Here is a 14,515-nt window from a genome sequence, read left to right as displayed (position 1 = left end):
GGATATGTTGTTCGCGTGTCTGCAAGGCAAGCCGGTATCCGGGTCGCCCCTTGCTGTCGGTGGACTGGCCAACCAGGCGGCCAGGCATCAGCCGCGTCAGCCTGTCGGAGACGGCGCAATAGGCCGCGTGCGGGCCGCCAAAGCCCATCGGCACGCCAAAGCGCTGCATCGGGCCGACGGCGATGTCGGCGCCAAGCTTGGCCGGCGCGTCGGTCAGCGTCAGGCCGAGCGGGTCGGCGATGAAGACGACGATAGCCCCGGTCGCGCGCGCCTTGTCTATCGCTGCCTTGTGGTCGCCATAGACGCCAAATGTATCCGGCCAGGAGACAAGCAGGGCGGCGGTGTTGTCGTCGATCGTCTCGCCATCGATCTCGATGCCGAGCGGCTCGGCACGGGTGCGCACCACGTCCAGCGTCTGCGGATGCGGCGTGCCGGCAAGTGCGACCTTGGTGCGCTTGTCGCGGTGGTGGCGCAAGGCGATGCCGACGGCTTCGGCCACGGCGGTTGCCTCATCCAGCAGCGAGGCCGAGGCCACCGGCAGGCCGGTCAATTCGGTGACCAGCGTCTGGAAATTGAACAGCATTTCGAGGCGGCCCTGGCTGATCTCGGCCTGATAGGGGGTATAGGCTGTGTACCAGGCAGGATTCTCGAACAGATTGCGCTGGATAACCGGCGGGACATGGACGCCGTGATAACCGGCGCCGATGAAGCTTTTCAGCACCGTATTCCCGGACATGACAGCCGAGAGTTCGGCCAGCGCTTCCGCCTCGCTCGCCGGTGCTGGCAGTGCAAGCGGCCGATCGAGCCGGATCGACTTCGGTACGGACTGGCTGATCAGCGTCTCGATCGAGGGCACGCCGATGGCGGCCAGCATCGCTCTGGTGTCGTTGAGGCCGGGACCGATATGGCGGGCCGAGAAGGGGTAGGGTGCTGCGGTCATGTCAATAAGTCCTGATATCAACCGATATGGGCTTTGTAGGCGGCCTCATCCATGAGACCGGCGAGCTGGCTTTCGTCGGCAAGCTTCATCTTCCACAGCCAGCCGGCCCCTGTTGCGGCCGAGTTGACCAGTGACGGATCCGACGACAGCGTGCCGTTGGCCTCTGTGATCTCGCCATCGACCGGTGCATAGACATCGGATGCCGCCTTGACGGATTCGACCACGACGGCGATGTCGCCCTTGGTCAATTTTTTTCCGGTCTCCGGCAGTTCGACGAAGACGAGGTCGCCGAGCTGCTCCTGCGCGTAATCAGTGATGCCGACCGTGGCGACGCCGCCCTCGACGCGGAGCCACTCGTGATCCGATGTGAAATAGGTCGTTGCCATTGAGATCATCCTTTGCGGTAGCGATGGGGTGTGAAGGGCAGGGAACTGATATCGACTGGGATTTTCGTCCCGCGCACATCGGCGAAGACCCGCGTTCCGGGCTTTGCCAGAGGTGTCGAGACATAGCCCATGGCGACCGGATGGCCGGCCGAGGGGCCGAAGCCGCCCGATGTGACCTGGCCGGCCGGATTGCCGTCGGCGTCAAAAAGCGCGGCACCGCCACGCACCGGCTGGCGACCTTCCGGCTTAAGCCCGACCCGCTTTTGCGCGGGTCCTCGTTCCACGGCGGCGCGGAGCGCATCGGCGCCGATGAAAGCGCCGGAAGCGCGGATGTCCTTTGGAATTGCCCACATCAAGGCGGCGCTGGCCGGATCGGTCTCCGGCGTGATGTCTTGGCCATGCAGGCACAGTCCTGCCTCCAGCCGCAGGCTGTCGCGGGCGGCCAGGCCGATCCACAGCACGCGTTCGTCGCCGAGCAGCTTGGCGACGAGGCCGCGTGCATCGGCTTCCGGCAGGCCGATCTCGAAACCGTCCTCGCCGGTATAGCCCGACCGGCTCATGAACCAGTTTTTGCGCGGTTCGACACCATGCATGAAAAGCAGCGAGCCGGTCTCGATGCCGGCGCGGGAAAGGGCGGCCCAGGCTTCAGGACCCTGGATGGCCAGGAAGACGCGGTCGAGCGGCTCGACCCTGGCGTCGAAATCCGCGGCAAGTGCACGCAAATGCTTTTCATCGGCGACGGCGTTGCCTGCGTTGGCGACTACCATGAACCTGCTATCGCCAAGTCTGGTGACGATGAGGTCGTCCAGGATGCCGCCTGCCTCGTTGAGGAAAAAGGACAGTTTGGACTGTGAGATTTGGAGTGCGCCTGCATCCAAGGGGCAAGCGCGGTTGAGCAGCGCAACCGCCTCCGGCCCGCTGACTTCGAACAGCTTCATATGCGAGATGTCGAACAGGCCGGCCTGTTCGCGGGTGTGAAGATGTTCCTTCATGACGCCCGCCGGATAGGTCAGCGGCATCGACCAGCCGGCAAAAGCGCCAAAGCGCGCACCGGCGGTTACATGGATGTCTTCGAGGGGTAGGTGTCTTGTATCGTCGCCCGTCATGTCGTCTCCAGAGTCGCACGCAATCGGTCGCGAATGGCGACCAGTCCGTGCCCCTCTGTCTGAAGCCTGAGAGACTCGCGCAGCCGGAACTCTGTCAGCGGCGCTTACACCTTCGGCGCGGGGGCAAGCCCCGACTTTCCAGAGTGTCTTTCCCGTCTACGGTTCTTTTGCCTGAGAGATTTCGGGCGATTTCCCCTTCGGCGACAGCTCTCGCTGTTCTCTCCCGCAAACAGGTAGGACTCAGACCCTGAGTCCTCGACGCGCCATCCATAGCTCGCGCGCGACGGCTTGTCACCTGTCAGCGACATCTAAAGCGCGTGCATGCCATTCTTCAAAACCGCGGCACGTTTTGGGCGACATGCGTTGGCCGACAAGTCTTCGCTAACCACGCCGTTTGCCGGTTTTTCAAGACACTGCTGATATGTTGGCTTGTATGACGCTTGGGGTTGGCGCTTGGCGACGGCGGACGGGGACGACAAATGGGCGAATTGATCATGAGCGCGCCGGTGGCCGGGCTGACCTCGAAAAGCCGCATCGCCGCGGAGGACGTGGCGATGTTGCGCCATGAAGTGTTCGGCGATGGCGTCGTGACGCGCGGCGAGGCCGAGGCGCTGTTTGCGCTCGATGCAACGGCGAAGGACAAATGCCAGGAATGGCCGCCCTTCTTCGTCGAGGCGGTCACCGACTATATCGTCCACCAGGAAAAGCCGTCGGGCTATATCTCGCAAGACAATGCCGACTGGCTGATCCGCACGATCTCGCGCGATGGCATGGTCGACAGCCGGACCGAGCTCGAATTGCTGGTGCATGTGCTGGAACAGGCGAAATCGTCGCCGAGCCAGCTTTGCGTCTATGCGCTGGAGCAGGTGGCGCATGCCGTCATTGACGGCATGGGGCCGCTGATGCTCGGCGGCACGCTGGCTCCCGGCCTCATCGCACAGGCGGAGGTTGAGCTGCTGCGCCGGATCCTCCATGCCCATGGCGGCGACGGCAACATCGCCATCACGCGCGCCGAGGCCGAGGTGCTGTTCAAGATCAACGAGTGCACTGCTCAAGGGCACAACGATCCGTCCTGGAACGAGCTGTTCGTCAAGGCGATCGCCAATTTCGTCATGTGCTCGGCCGGCTACGAAGCACCGACGCGCGATGTGGCGCTGCGCCGTGATGCCTTCCTCGAACATGCCGATCCGGAAATCGGCGGCTTCTTCAGCCGCATGATCTCCGGAGGCCTTGCCGGCATCATGGAAGCCTATCGGTCTCCAGGCGACGTCGAGGCCGAGTGGGAAGCCAAGAACAGGGCGGCCGAGGCTCTGGCCCGCCGCGCCGAGACGATCGATGCCGGCGAAGCCGGCTGGCTGATCGAACATATCGGCGTCGACAGGGCTCTTTACGAGAACGAACGGGCGCTGTTGACCCTGATCAAGCACGCCTCACCGGAAATCCATCCGGCGCTGGGGCCGCTGCTCGACAAGGTCGCCTGAGCGGTAGGGGTTGCCTGAGCGGTATGGGTTGCCTCGGTCAAAGCTGGGGTTGCCCGATTAGATCTGGTCGACGTCGATGTATATCCTTGCCAAGCCTTCCCTGACGGTCGACATGGCATCGGCGACGCTGATGGCGATGTGGTCGTGCATGAGCCTTGCGGCCCTGTCGGCATCGCGGGCTACCATGGCCCGGGCGATTTCGCTGTGTTCGGTGTAGGTCGTCGACAATCGCCGGTGCTTCTCCACTTCGATCTTGCGAACGAAATGGATGCGCGTGTTGATGCCTTCGAGCATGCGCGCCAGTTCGGGATTGCCTGACAGCCTGGCGATGCGGATGTGAAATTCCTCGTCCCTGGCGGTCAGCTCAGTGCTGGAAAACGAGTCGGCGCGCGCCATGGTGAGCGCCCACCAGTCGACGAGCGCGGCAAGCTCCTCATCTGTCGCGCGCTGGACCGCCAGCCTGACGGAGCGCTCCTCGAGCACCGCTCGCACGTCGGAAAGATTGACGATCTCGTCGACATCGAAGCCCCGGCAAAAGAAGCCGCGATTGGTCTGGAAAGTGATGAGTTCCTCCGTGACCAGCCGCTGGAGCGCTTCCCGGACCGGGCTGCGGCTGACATTCAGCCTGGCGGCAAGCGCCACTTCGTTGATGCGCTCGTTCGGCTTGAAGCGATAATCCATCGCCATGCGACGGATTTCTTCATAGACACGCGGGCCGGTCTTGATCGGCTTGGATGCCAGCGCTGCGCTGTTGTCCCGGTTGCTTTGCCTGGTGGGTCGGAGCATGGCGTCGTCAAGCCTTTGCGGCGCTTGGTTCGGCGAACCGCGCCTGTGTGGGAAGGATGCCGTCGAGGGCGATCGGCGCTGCCCGGCCGGCGATCAGATCGGCGACGATACGGGCCGATCCATGCGCCATCGTCCAGCCGATATGGCCGTGCCCGGTGTTCAGCCACAGGTTTCGGATGTCGCGCCGGCCGAGGATCGGCAGGTTGTCGGGCGTCATGGGCCTCAGGCAGGCCCGCATCTCGGCGCGATCATAGGCGATGCCGCGCGGGAACAGGTCCTGCGTGACGCGCTTCATGAAGGCGAAATCCGAAGGCTTGTGGCTGCGATCATAGCCCGCGAATTCCGCGGTGGCGGTCACGCGGATGCGATCGCCCATCGGCGTGATGGCGACGAGATTGTGCTCATCGATGACAGGGAGTTTTGGAGCCAGCGCCTGATCGACGATGGGAATGGTCATGGAATATCCCTTGACCGGATAGATCGGCAGACCAAGGCCGATCTTGCGGGCGAGGACGGGGCTCTCGGCGCCGAGACACAGAACGTAGGTGTCGGCCAGAAACTCTCCCTTGTCGGTGACGATCCGGGTGATCGTTTCCTTTCTGCGTTCGATCCCCACGATCCTGGTCCCTGTCAGGATCTTGCCGCCCCTATTTTCGACGATGGCCGCCAGCGCGCGCGTGAACTTGGCGGCGTCGCCGGTTTCGTCGGTCGGACACAATATGCCGCCGGCAATGTTGCCGCGCGACAAAGCCAGCGCCGGCTCGCGGTCAACGATTTCCTGCGCGTCTATGATGCGGATCTCCTGGCCGTCGGCCTCCAGCAGGCGCATGTTGGCGATGCCCTTGTCGAGCGCCTGGCGGTTGCGGTGGAAGTAAAGAATGCCGGCCGATGTCCTGTCGTACTGGATCGCTTCCTCCCTGACGACCGCCTGCAGGACCGATTGGGAATGGACCGCAAGCCGATGTTTGAGAAGGGTGTTGCGACGCGCTTTGGCGGCCGTGCATTGCATGAGGAAGCGCAGCGACCAGCTGTAGAGATGCGGGTCGGCGGAGAGCTTGAAACGAAGCGCCTGGTCTTTCTGGAACAGCGACTTCAGCAGGATTTTTGGCGCGGCCGGCGATGACCAGACGAAGGAATGGCCGGGCGCGATCATGCCGGCATTTGCCCAGCTTGCCCCTTCGGCCACCTGTGATGCCTGCTCGAGAACGGTGACCGTGTGGCCGTCCTTCTGCAACTGATAGGCAGTGGTGATCCCGACAACGCCACCGCCCAAGATCAATATGCGCATCGCTGACCCGAATGGTTGTCGTTTCTATTGTCGACAATTCAACAGGACGACGCTGGCCATTGTCAACGGCGCGTGGGTCGACGATCGATTCACCGTTCAGACAGGGCGAAATCCCGGCATTTCCCGGTTCCCAAAATTGGAACGGAGCTCTTGACACGTTTGGCAAAGTTGTCGCTTCTATTGTCGACAATTCTGATTGGCATCAGGAAGGGGACTGCGCCATGGACGCCCCGCTTAGCCGCGCCGACGATGCGCTTGTCGTCGACAAGGAACACATTCCCTTCAAGACCGACGACGGCATCGGCACCCGCGCCAATCTCGGCCTGCTCGTCCTTCGAACCGACCAGACCATCGAGGATGAATTCCGCTATGCGCTGCCCGCGCGCGACATCGCGCTGTACGAGGCGCGGCTCTACAGCGATGTCGAGATCACGCCGGAAAACCTGATGAAGATGTCGGCCGTCATCCCGGGAACTGTCGGGCTCTTGCCGGACGTCAAGTTTGATGTGATCGGCTTTGCCTGCACGTCAGGAGCGTTAGTTATAGGCGAGGACAAGGTCGCCGAACGCGTTCACGAGGTGCTGCCGGGCGTGCAGGTGACCAACCCGGTGACGGCGGCACGGGCGGCGCTGAAGGCCCTGGGCGTCTCGCGGATCGCGCTGCTCACGCCTTATCTGGCGAAAATCAATCATTCGCTACGTGCATCGCTGATGGCGCGGGGGATGGATATTCCGGTCATGGGCTCCTTCAACGAGGCGGACGACAATGTCGTTGCACGCATCACACCGGCATCGGTCAAGCAGGCCATCTTGGAAATCGGTGCGTCGAGCGACTGTGAGGCGGTGTTCGTTTCCTGCACCAGCATGCGCGTTGCCCGCATCATCGAGGACGTCGAGAAGGAACTGGGGAAACCGGTAACCTCGAGCAACCATGCACTTGCCTGGCATATGCTGCGGCTTGGCGGCATTGGCGAGCAGATTGCCGGAAAGGGCGAACTGTTTCGCCGCTCGCTAGGCTAGCATCTTCAGAGCCGGAATTGCGGTGTTCAGCTCAGATTCCGCCGTACCAGTCGTAGCCATTGTCTTCCCAATAGCCGCCGCGACCGCCGCCGACAGTGGCGAAGCCGTCGACCAGCTCGATCTTGTAGAGATATTTCGGCATCTTGTAGCCGAGTTGGCGCTCGACGCGAACCCGCAGCGGAGCGCCGTTCTCGACCGGCAGCGGCTTGCCGTTCAGGCCATAGGCGAGGATCGTCTGTGGGTGGCGGGCATCGCCCAGGTCGATGCTGCCGTAATATTTGATGTCGCCCGACAGGCTGCGGTCGATCGTGTCGAGGCAATGGAACATGACGTAACGCGCCTGCGGTTTGACCATCGCCTGGTCCAGCACCAGCGACAGCGGCGTGCCGGTCCATTTGGCGATGCAGCTCCAGCCTTCGACGCAGTCATGGCGGGTGATCTGGGTGCGGCTCGGCATATTCTGGAGTTGCTCGCGGCTGAGCGATAGCGGCTTCTCGACAAGGCCTGAAACCTCCAGTCGCCAGTCGGCAAAGTTGTTGGCGAGCAAGCCCTTGTAGACATCGTCATCGGGAGCGGTGACACCATTCGGCCGCTGCGGCTGGCGGATGTCGGCCTCGGTGAATTCCGGGGCCAGCGCGTCACTTCCGGCAAGCAGCCGCTGTGCGCGGTAGGTCAGGCCATTGGCGTTTTCGAGGAAACTGCGCAGGCCGCTGCCAACACCTAGCTGACTGTCGAAGGCGTCGCAGCCCGACAGCATGATGCCGGAGACGCCAAGACTGGCACCGGTCAGGAATTTGCGGCGGCTGATCTGGAATTTTGCCATGTCAGGCACTCCTCTCGGCTGTATCGTCCTGTGCGGGAGGATCTGTCCGATACCAGCCGGTGATGATCGAGCGCAGTTCGTTGATCGGGCCGGCGGCCAGGATCATCAGGATATGGACGACGAAGAAGGCGACCAATAGCACCATGACGGTGAAATGGATGGTGCGTGCCGTCTGCCGGCCACCGAGCAGATCGTTGAGGAACGGCAGCACCGAATTCATGCTCGGCGACATGGCCAGACCGGTGATGATCATCAGCGGCAACAGCACGAACAGCACCCCGCCATAGGCCATCTTCTGCAGCGTGTTGTATTCGCGCCTGTGGTGGAATTTGAGCTTGGCGTGGTCAACGATGTCTTGCGGCAATCGTTTCAAATCGTCGAGGCGTGGCGCGAGATCGCGCCGCAGGTGGCCGTTCACGGTGCTGGCGACAAACCAGACGATCAACGTCGTGGTCAGTATCCAGGCAAAGAAGAAATGGATGACGCGCGCGGTGCCGAGATCATAGTAGGATGGGATGGTCGCCCAGGACGGGAAGGCGCGGGACGTCTCCTGGCCGGCCGGACCCGACCAGCCGAGCACGCCAGTGGTGTCGAAGCGATGCCCGAAGATTTCCGTGTAGCCGCGCGGACCCGCATCGGAATTCTCGGCGCCGATGGCGAAGATGGTGTTGTTGTATTCGAAGCCCGATTCTTTGCCGATATAGAGCTGCGGACGGGCATTGAAGATCTGCAGGCCTGACAGCAGCATGAAGAACAAGGAGATGGCCCAGAGCCAATGCGTCAGCCGCGTCCAGCGAGACTGACGATAAATCAGCGTTTTGTCGTTCGACGCAGAAGCGCCTGGATCGGCGGCGGATTGGCTTCTGGCAACGGATTCCATCGTCTTTCGTCTCCCGGCCTCGCGGCATGGCCTGCGCGTTCATTGTCCTCCTGATACGTCGCGATCCAAACCGATGTTTCATCCGATCACGGATTTATTACGGACCGCCTAGGCTGACGGCGAGATTGACGGCGGCAGCGACGATGACCGTGTTGAAGAAAAACGACAGGATGGAATGGACAAGCACGACACGACGCATATGCGTGGTCGAGATGTTGGTATCGGCGGTCTGTGCCGTCATGCCGATCACCGTCGAGAAGTACAGGAAATCCCAGCCCTCCGGCCGTTTGTCACCCGGGAACAGCAGTCCGCCGACAGGGATTTTCTTCCTGGTCTCGGCATCCACAGCATCGCCGTCCATCCAGTAGACATGAGCATAATGGAGCGCTGCCATGGCATGAATGGTGAACCAGCCGAGCGGGATCGACAGCAGCGCGAAGGTGAGCTCGACGGGATGGCTTCTGTCCTTCTGATTGATCAGTAGGAACAATGAGATAACGGCAACGCCGACGACGACAAGCGTCACAGCGAAGATGACCAGCACCGGCTGGTCCGTGGCACGCGCATTCTTGCTCAGATACCTGCCGGTGAACTTCGGCATCTGGGCGACGACGAGAATGACATAGGCGGCAAAGAATGCGTTGGCGCCGATCGAATAGGCGAGCGGGGCGTGCAGCAGCAACGCCACAAGAAGCGCAAAGACGCCAACGCAGGCCGACACAGCGAACAACATGTGGCGCTGAATGGGAGACTTCACGGGGGTTTCGGCAGCCATGTCGGTTCCAACCTTGGATGGCGCTCGGTTTCTAGTCTGGTGTGGCGGATTTGAGCGCCCGCCGCAAGATGCGGTCGAGTTCGCCGAGAAACCGCGACCGGTCTTGCGGCGCGAAGCTGGCATTGTAGCCCTTGCTTTCGCCGGTCTCGCGCAGATGCTGCTTCAGGTCGCGCATCGCCACCGCCATGCCGATCGTTTCCGGCGTGAAGGGGCGCCCCGTTGGCCCAAGCACATGCGCGCCGAGTGCCACCGCGCGGGCGGCCAGCGGAATGTCGGCGGTGATCACAATGTCGTTGGTGCGTGCATTGTCGACGATCCAGTCGTCGGCGGCATCAGCGCCCTTGGAGACCACCACGTTGCGCACCATCGGATCGCGCGATGGCCGCAGGCCGCCATTGGAGACGTAGGTGACAACGATGCCATGCCGGTCGGCCACTTTTTCGACCTCGGCCTTGACCGGGCAGGCGTCTGCATCGACGAGAATGGCGGGGAGTTCGCTCATGTTTCTTTTCTCCTCCCACTTGTGAACCACAGAGGTCGCGGGCCGATTGGGCGGCGGCCTGGTATCTTCCTCAGTAAACCACGACGCTTCTGATCGATTTGCCCTCATGCATGAGATCGAAACCCTTGTTGATGTCCTCGAGCTTCAGCGTGTGAGTGATCATCGGGTCGATCTGGATCTTGCCGTCCATGTACCAGTCGACGATCTTGGGCACGTCGGTGCGGCCGCGCGCGCCACCGAAGGCGGTTCCCATCCAGGTGCGGCCGGTGACCAGCTGGAACGGCCGCGTCGAGATCTCCTGGCCGGCACCGGCGACGCCGATGACGACCGACTTGCCCCAGCCGCGATGCGAGGCTTCCAGCGCCTGGCGCATCACCTTGGTGCTGCCGGTGCAGTCGAATGTGTAGTCGGCGCCGCCGATCTGGTCGGCGCCACGCTTGGTCATGTTGACGAGGTGGGGCACGACATCGCCGTCGATCTCCTTCGGATTGACGAAATGCGTCATGCCGAAGCGCTCGCCCCACTCCTTCTTGTCGTTGTTCAAATCGACGCCGATGATCATGTCGGCGCCGGCAAGTTTCAGGCCTTGGATCACGTTGAGGCCGATCCCGCCGAGGCCGAAGACGACGGCGGTGGCGCCGATCTCGACCTTGGCGGTGTTGATCACAGCACCGATGCCGGTGGTGACGCCGCAGCCGATGTAGCAGATCTTGTCAAACGGCGCGTCGGGGTTGACCTTGGCCAGCGCGATCTCGGGCAGCACGGTGAAGTTGGAGAAGGTCGAGCAGCCCATATAGTGAAAGATCTTGTCCTTGCCGATCGAGAAGCGCGATGAACCATCGGGCATCAGGCCCTGGCCCTGGGTGGCGCGGATGGCCGTGCACAGATTGGTTTTTCGCGACAGGCAGGAATGGCACTGGCGGCATTCGGGCGTGTAGAGCGGGATGACGTGGTCGCCCTTCTTGAGCGAGGTGACGCCCTTGCCGATATCGACGACGACGCCGGCGCCCTCATGGCCGAGGATGGCCGGAAACAGACCTTCCGGATCGGCGCCCGACAGCGTGAATTCGTCGGTGTGGCAGATGCCGGTCGCCTTGATCTCGACCAGCACCTCGCCCTCACGTGGGCCGTCGAGATCGACCTCCATGATCTCCAGCGGCTTTCCGGCGGCGACAGCGACAGCGGCGCGGGTTTTCATCAGACGTCCTCCAATGCGAGTTTTTTCCAAGGTTTCAGGTTTTGCCGACACGATCAACTGGCGGCTGGCTCCCTGACTGGGCCACAGCGATGAATTGGAATCGCAAGTCGATTGAAAGGCAGTGAATTGCATGGTCGGCTTGACCCTGCAAGCACAGGCCATAAAAGGAACGGCCGACCCGAGGGATGACATTTCGCATGTTCACCAAGATCCTGATCGCCAATCGCGGCGAAATTGCTTGCCGCGTCATCAAGACGGCGCGCAAGATGGGCATCGCCACGGTTGCCGTCTATTCCGATGCCGATCGCGATGCCGTGCATGTCGAGATGGCCGACGAGGCGGTGCATATAGGGCCTTCGCCAGCCGCGCTGAGCTATCTCGTCCCGGAAAAGATCATCGCCGCCTGCAAGGAAACGGGGGCCCAGGCCGTGCATCCCGGCTACGGATTCCTGTCAGAGCGGGCGGCCTTCTGCGAAGCGCTGGAAGCGGAAGGCATCATTTTCATCGGCCCGAAGCCCAAGGCCATCAAGGCGATGGGCGACAAGATCGAATCGAAGAAGTTCGCCAACGCCGCCAAGGTTTCCACCGTGCCCGGCTGGCTCGGCGTCATCGAGAATGCCGACCATGCCGAAAAGATTGCCGGCGAAATCGGCTATCCCGTGATGATCAAGGCTTCGGCCGGCGGCGGCGGCAAGGGCATGCGCATCGCCTGGAGCGAGGCCGAAGTGCGCGACGGCTTCGACCGCGCGCGCTCGGAAGCCAAGAGTTCGTTCGGCGACGATCGTGTCTTCATCGAGAAATTCGTCGTCGATCCGCGCCATATCGAAATTCAGGTGCTGGCCGACGCGCATGGCAATGCGCTCTATCTCGGCGAGCGCGAATGCTCGATCCAGCGACGCAACCAGAAGGTCGCCGAAGAGGCGCCGTCGCCGTTCCTGGATGCCGAGACGCGCAAGGCCATGGGCGAGCAGTCGGTGGCGCTGGCCAAGGCCGTCGACTACCAGAGCGCCGGCACGGTCGAATTCATCGTCGACAAGGACAAGAACTTCTATTTCCTTGAAATGAATACACGATTGCAGGTCGAGCACCCGGTGACGGAGCTCGTCACCGGCATCGATCTGGTCGAGCAGATGATCCGCGTCGCCGCCGGCGCCAAGCTTGCCATCAAGCAAAGCGACGTCAAGCTGAACGGCTGGGCAGTGGAAAGCCGGCTCTATGCCGAAGATCCCTACCGCAACTTCTTGCCGTCGATCGGCCGGCTGACACGCTACCGGCCGCCTGAGGAAGGACAATTCGGCGATGTCATCATCCGCAACGACACCGGCGTCACCGAGGGCTCCGAAATCTCGATGTTCTACGATCCGATGCTCGCCAAGCTGTGCACCTGGGCGCCGACGCGTCTGGAGGCCATCGATGCCATGTCGGAAGCGCTCGACAGCTTCGTCGTCGACGGTATCGAGCACAACATTCCGTTCCTGGCCGCCTTGATGCAGCATCCGCGTTGGCGGGAAGGGCGGATATCGACCGCTTTCATATCGGAGGAATATCCCGACGGATTCGGGCCGGTCGTACCGAATGACGACGAGAAAGCGGTGCTGGCGTCGATCGCGACCGCGGTGGAACTGCTGCGCCGTGACCGGCTCGACCGGCTGGGCGGGCGGCTGGCGCCGCATTCGGGAGCTCTGAAGCGCGACTGGGTGGTAAAGATCGGCGATGACTATCTGTCGGCCTCGATTATCGAGGGCATGATTTCCATTCCGATGGAAATCGATCTGTCGATCGAGGCCGGCAGGGCGTTGACCGTTGCATCAGACTGGCGGCCGGGCGACCTGGTCTGGCGCGGCACGGTCGGCAAGCGCAAGGTTACGGCTCAGGTCAGGCCGGTTGCCAACGGCTTTCGCATAGCCTGGAAAGGCATGTCGGTGACCGCGCGCGCCATGCTGCCGCGCACCGCCGAGCTGGAAAGGCTGATGCCCGAAAAGGTGGCGCCGGACACGTCGAACCTGCTGCTTTGCCCGATGCCCGGCCTTGTCGTGTCGATTGCCGTTGCCGAAGGCCAGGAGGTCAAGGCCGGCGAGACCTTGGCGGTGGTCGAAGCGATGAAGATGGAAAACGTGCTGCGTGCTGAACGCGACCTTGTCGTCTCCAAGCTCAACGCCAAACCGGGTGACAGCCTGGCTGTCGACGCGGTGATCATGGAGTTTGCGTAAGGCTGGCCGGGCAGGCAGCCTGTGATCAGCAGCGGTTTGTGCTGGACTGGCATGGCGCGGTCCCGGACAATACATCTCCATCGACTCAAGGACCTTCACACAGCACCATGGCCGACGAAAAACTTCCCCGCGATCCCCTGAAGCGCGAAGCAGCGATTGCTGCGGCGCGGCCGGAGGCCCCGGCGCGGCCCTTCGTCCATTTGCGCGTGCATTCGGCCTATTCCCTGCTGGAAGGCGCCTTGCAGATCGGCAAGGTGGTGGCTCATGCGGTCAAGGACGAAGCCCCGGCTATCGCCGTCACCGACACCAACAATCTGTTCGGCGCACTGGAATTCGCGCAGAAGGCGGTGAAGGACGGCATCCAGCCGATTATCGGCTGCCAGACGGCGCTCGCCTTTTCCGGCGAAAACAGCGATGGCCAGCGCGACCGCCGACGGCAAGGTCCCGATATGCGGCCGGTCGTCCTGCTTGCCGCGACCGAGGCCGGCTATTCCAATCTGGTCAGGCTGGTCAGCCGCGTCTACCTCGAAACGCCGCCAGGCGAAGCTGTGCACCTGACCACCGAAATGATGGAAGGCTTTTGTGACGGGTTGATCTGCCTCAGCGGTGGGCCGCGCGGACCGATCGGCACCGCGCTCAAGGAAGATCGCCGCGATCTGGCCGAAGCCCGGCTTTTAACCCTCAAGGCAATGTTCGGCGACCGGCTCTATGTCGAGTTGGACCGGGTTTCCGGTTATGATCGCGTGATTGAAAAGTCCTCGATCGATCTGGCCTACGCCCATGAACTGCCCCTGGTCGCCACCAACGAGGCGTTCTTTTCCTCTCGTGACGATTATGACGCACATGACGCGCTGATCGCCATCGCCGAAGGATCGGTGGTCGCCGCCGACAATCGTCGCCGGCTGTCGCCGGACAATTTCCTGCGCAGCCAGGCCGATATGGCCAGGCTCTTTGCCGATCTGCCAGAAGCGATCGACAACACTGTCGAGATCGCGCTGCGCTGCTCCTATTATCCCAAAAACCGCAATCCGATCCTGCCGCGCTTCACCGGCGGCGATGTCGCTGACAATGACGCCGCCGTGCAGGCGGAAGCCGACGAACTGGCCCGCCAGGCGCATGAG

14 protein-coding genes and 1 riboswitch are annotated in these 14,515 nt (G+C 62.4%); of the genes, 4 read left to right on the top strand and 10 right to left on the bottom strand.

All coding sequences use genetic code 11. The annotated features are described in order from the left end of the window. The 3 genes from EOC06_RS18330 to gcvT form a co-directional block, all read right to left on the bottom strand. On the bottom strand, positions 1–940 hold a 940-nt coding region (locus EOC06_RS18330), incomplete at its 3' end, for a glycine dehydrogenase (RefSeq protein WP_368773592.1). 17 nt (positions 941–957) lie between these two features. Next, positions 958–1,326 carry a glycine cleavage system protein GcvH gene (gene gcvH / locus EOC06_RS18325; protein WP_128308441.1) on the bottom strand — a complete coding sequence of 123 codons (369 nt, stop codon included), beginning with the start codon at positions 1,324–1,326 and terminating at the stop codon, positions 958–960. A gap of 5 nt (positions 1,327–1,331) precedes the next feature. Next, positions 1,332–2,432, bottom strand: a complete 1,101-nt coding sequence (gene gcvT, locus EOC06_RS18320) for a glycine cleavage system aminomethyltransferase GcvT (protein WP_128308440.1) — start codon at positions 2,430–2,432, stop codon at positions 1,332–1,334. 149 nt (positions 2,433–2,581) lie between these two features. Next, positions 2,582–2,668, bottom strand: a riboswitch (glycine riboswitch). Positions 2,669–2,911: 243 nt separating this feature from the next. On the opposite strand from gcvT, the gene EOC06_RS18315 reads away from it, so the two are divergent. Further along, on the top strand, positions 2,912–3,913 hold the full coding sequence (locus tag EOC06_RS18315; protein ID WP_128308439.1) for a hypothetical protein: 1,002 nt from the start codon (positions 2,912–2,914) through the stop codon (positions 3,911–3,913). Between the two features lie 57 nt (positions 3,914–3,970). Here the strand turns inward: EOC06_RS18315 and EOC06_RS18310 are convergent, their stop codons facing one another. After that, positions 3,971–4,699 carry a GntR family transcriptional regulator gene (locus EOC06_RS18310; protein WP_128308438.1) on the bottom strand — a complete coding sequence of 243 codons (729 nt, stop codon included), beginning with the start codon at positions 4,697–4,699 and terminating at the stop codon, positions 3,971–3,973. 7 nt (positions 4,700–4,706) lie between these two features. After that, complete coding sequence (locus EOC06_RS18305) at positions 4,707–5,987, bottom strand: D-amino acid dehydrogenase (protein ID WP_128308437.1); 1,281 nt, start codon at positions 5,985–5,987, stop codon at positions 4,707–4,709. Between the two features lie 221 nt (positions 5,988–6,208). On the opposite strand from EOC06_RS18305, the gene EOC06_RS18300 reads away from it, so the two are divergent. Next, a complete protein-coding gene (locus tag EOC06_RS18300; protein ID WP_128308436.1) occupies positions 6,209–7,006 on the top strand; it encodes an aspartate/glutamate racemase family protein in 798 nt (265 codons plus the stop codon). 31 nt (positions 7,007–7,037) lie between these two features. Here EOC06_RS18300 and EOC06_RS18295 read toward each other — a convergent pair whose 3' ends face one another. The 5 genes from EOC06_RS18295 to EOC06_RS18275 form a co-directional block, all read right to left on the bottom strand. After that, positions 7,038–7,829 carry a molybdopterin-binding protein gene (locus tag EOC06_RS18295; RefSeq protein ID WP_128308435.1) on the bottom strand — a complete coding sequence of 264 codons (792 nt, stop codon included), beginning with the start codon at positions 7,827–7,829 and terminating at the stop codon, positions 7,038–7,040. Between the two features lies 1 nt (position 7,830). Then, positions 7,831–8,709: a cytochrome b/b6 domain-containing protein gene (locus tag EOC06_RS18290; RefSeq protein WP_128308434.1), complete on the bottom strand. Its 879-nt coding sequence runs from the start codon at positions 8,707–8,709 to the stop codon at positions 7,831–7,833. 97 nt (positions 8,710–8,806) lie between these two features. Further along, entirely contained in the window at positions 8,807–9,484 is a 678-nt protein-coding gene (locus EOC06_RS18285) for a DUF1345 domain-containing protein (protein WP_128308433.1), read from the bottom strand. A 31-nt stretch (positions 9,485–9,515) separates the two neighbouring features. After that, entirely contained in the window at positions 9,516–9,986 is a 471-nt protein-coding gene (locus tag EOC06_RS18280) for a YaiI/YqxD family protein (protein ID WP_127259597.1), read from the bottom strand. A 70-nt stretch (positions 9,987–10,056) separates the two neighbouring features. Beyond that, the gene (locus EOC06_RS18275) at positions 10,057–11,184 is read right to left on the bottom strand and encodes an S-(hydroxymethyl)glutathione dehydrogenase/class III alcohol dehydrogenase (protein ID WP_127270241.1); all 1,128 of its coding nucleotides are present in this window, start codon (positions 11,182–11,184) and stop codon (positions 10,057–10,059) included. A gap of 197 nt (positions 11,185–11,381) precedes the next feature. Between EOC06_RS18275 and EOC06_RS18270 the strand changes: the two genes are divergently transcribed. Together EOC06_RS18270 and EOC06_RS18265 are read left to right on the top strand one after the other, a co-directional pair. Further along, on the top strand, positions 11,382–13,394 hold the full coding sequence (locus EOC06_RS18270) for an acetyl/propionyl/methylcrotonyl-CoA carboxylase subunit alpha (protein WP_128308432.1): 2,013 nt from the start codon (positions 11,382–11,384) through the stop codon (positions 13,392–13,394). Between the two features lie 107 nt (positions 13,395–13,501). Continuing rightward, the coding region (locus EOC06_RS18265) for a PHP domain-containing protein (RefSeq protein ID WP_128308431.1) at positions 13,502–14,515 on the top strand (1,014 nt) is incomplete at its 3' end.

The organism is Mesorhizobium sp. M7A.F.Ca.MR.362.00.0.0 (genome assembly GCF_004023175.1).
GTDB lineage: Bacteria > Pseudomonadota > Alphaproteobacteria > Rhizobiales > Rhizobiaceae > Mesorhizobium.
The sequence above is the reverse complement of the archived record's forward strand: the minus strand, read 5'-3'. Positions and strand labels throughout refer to the sequence as shown.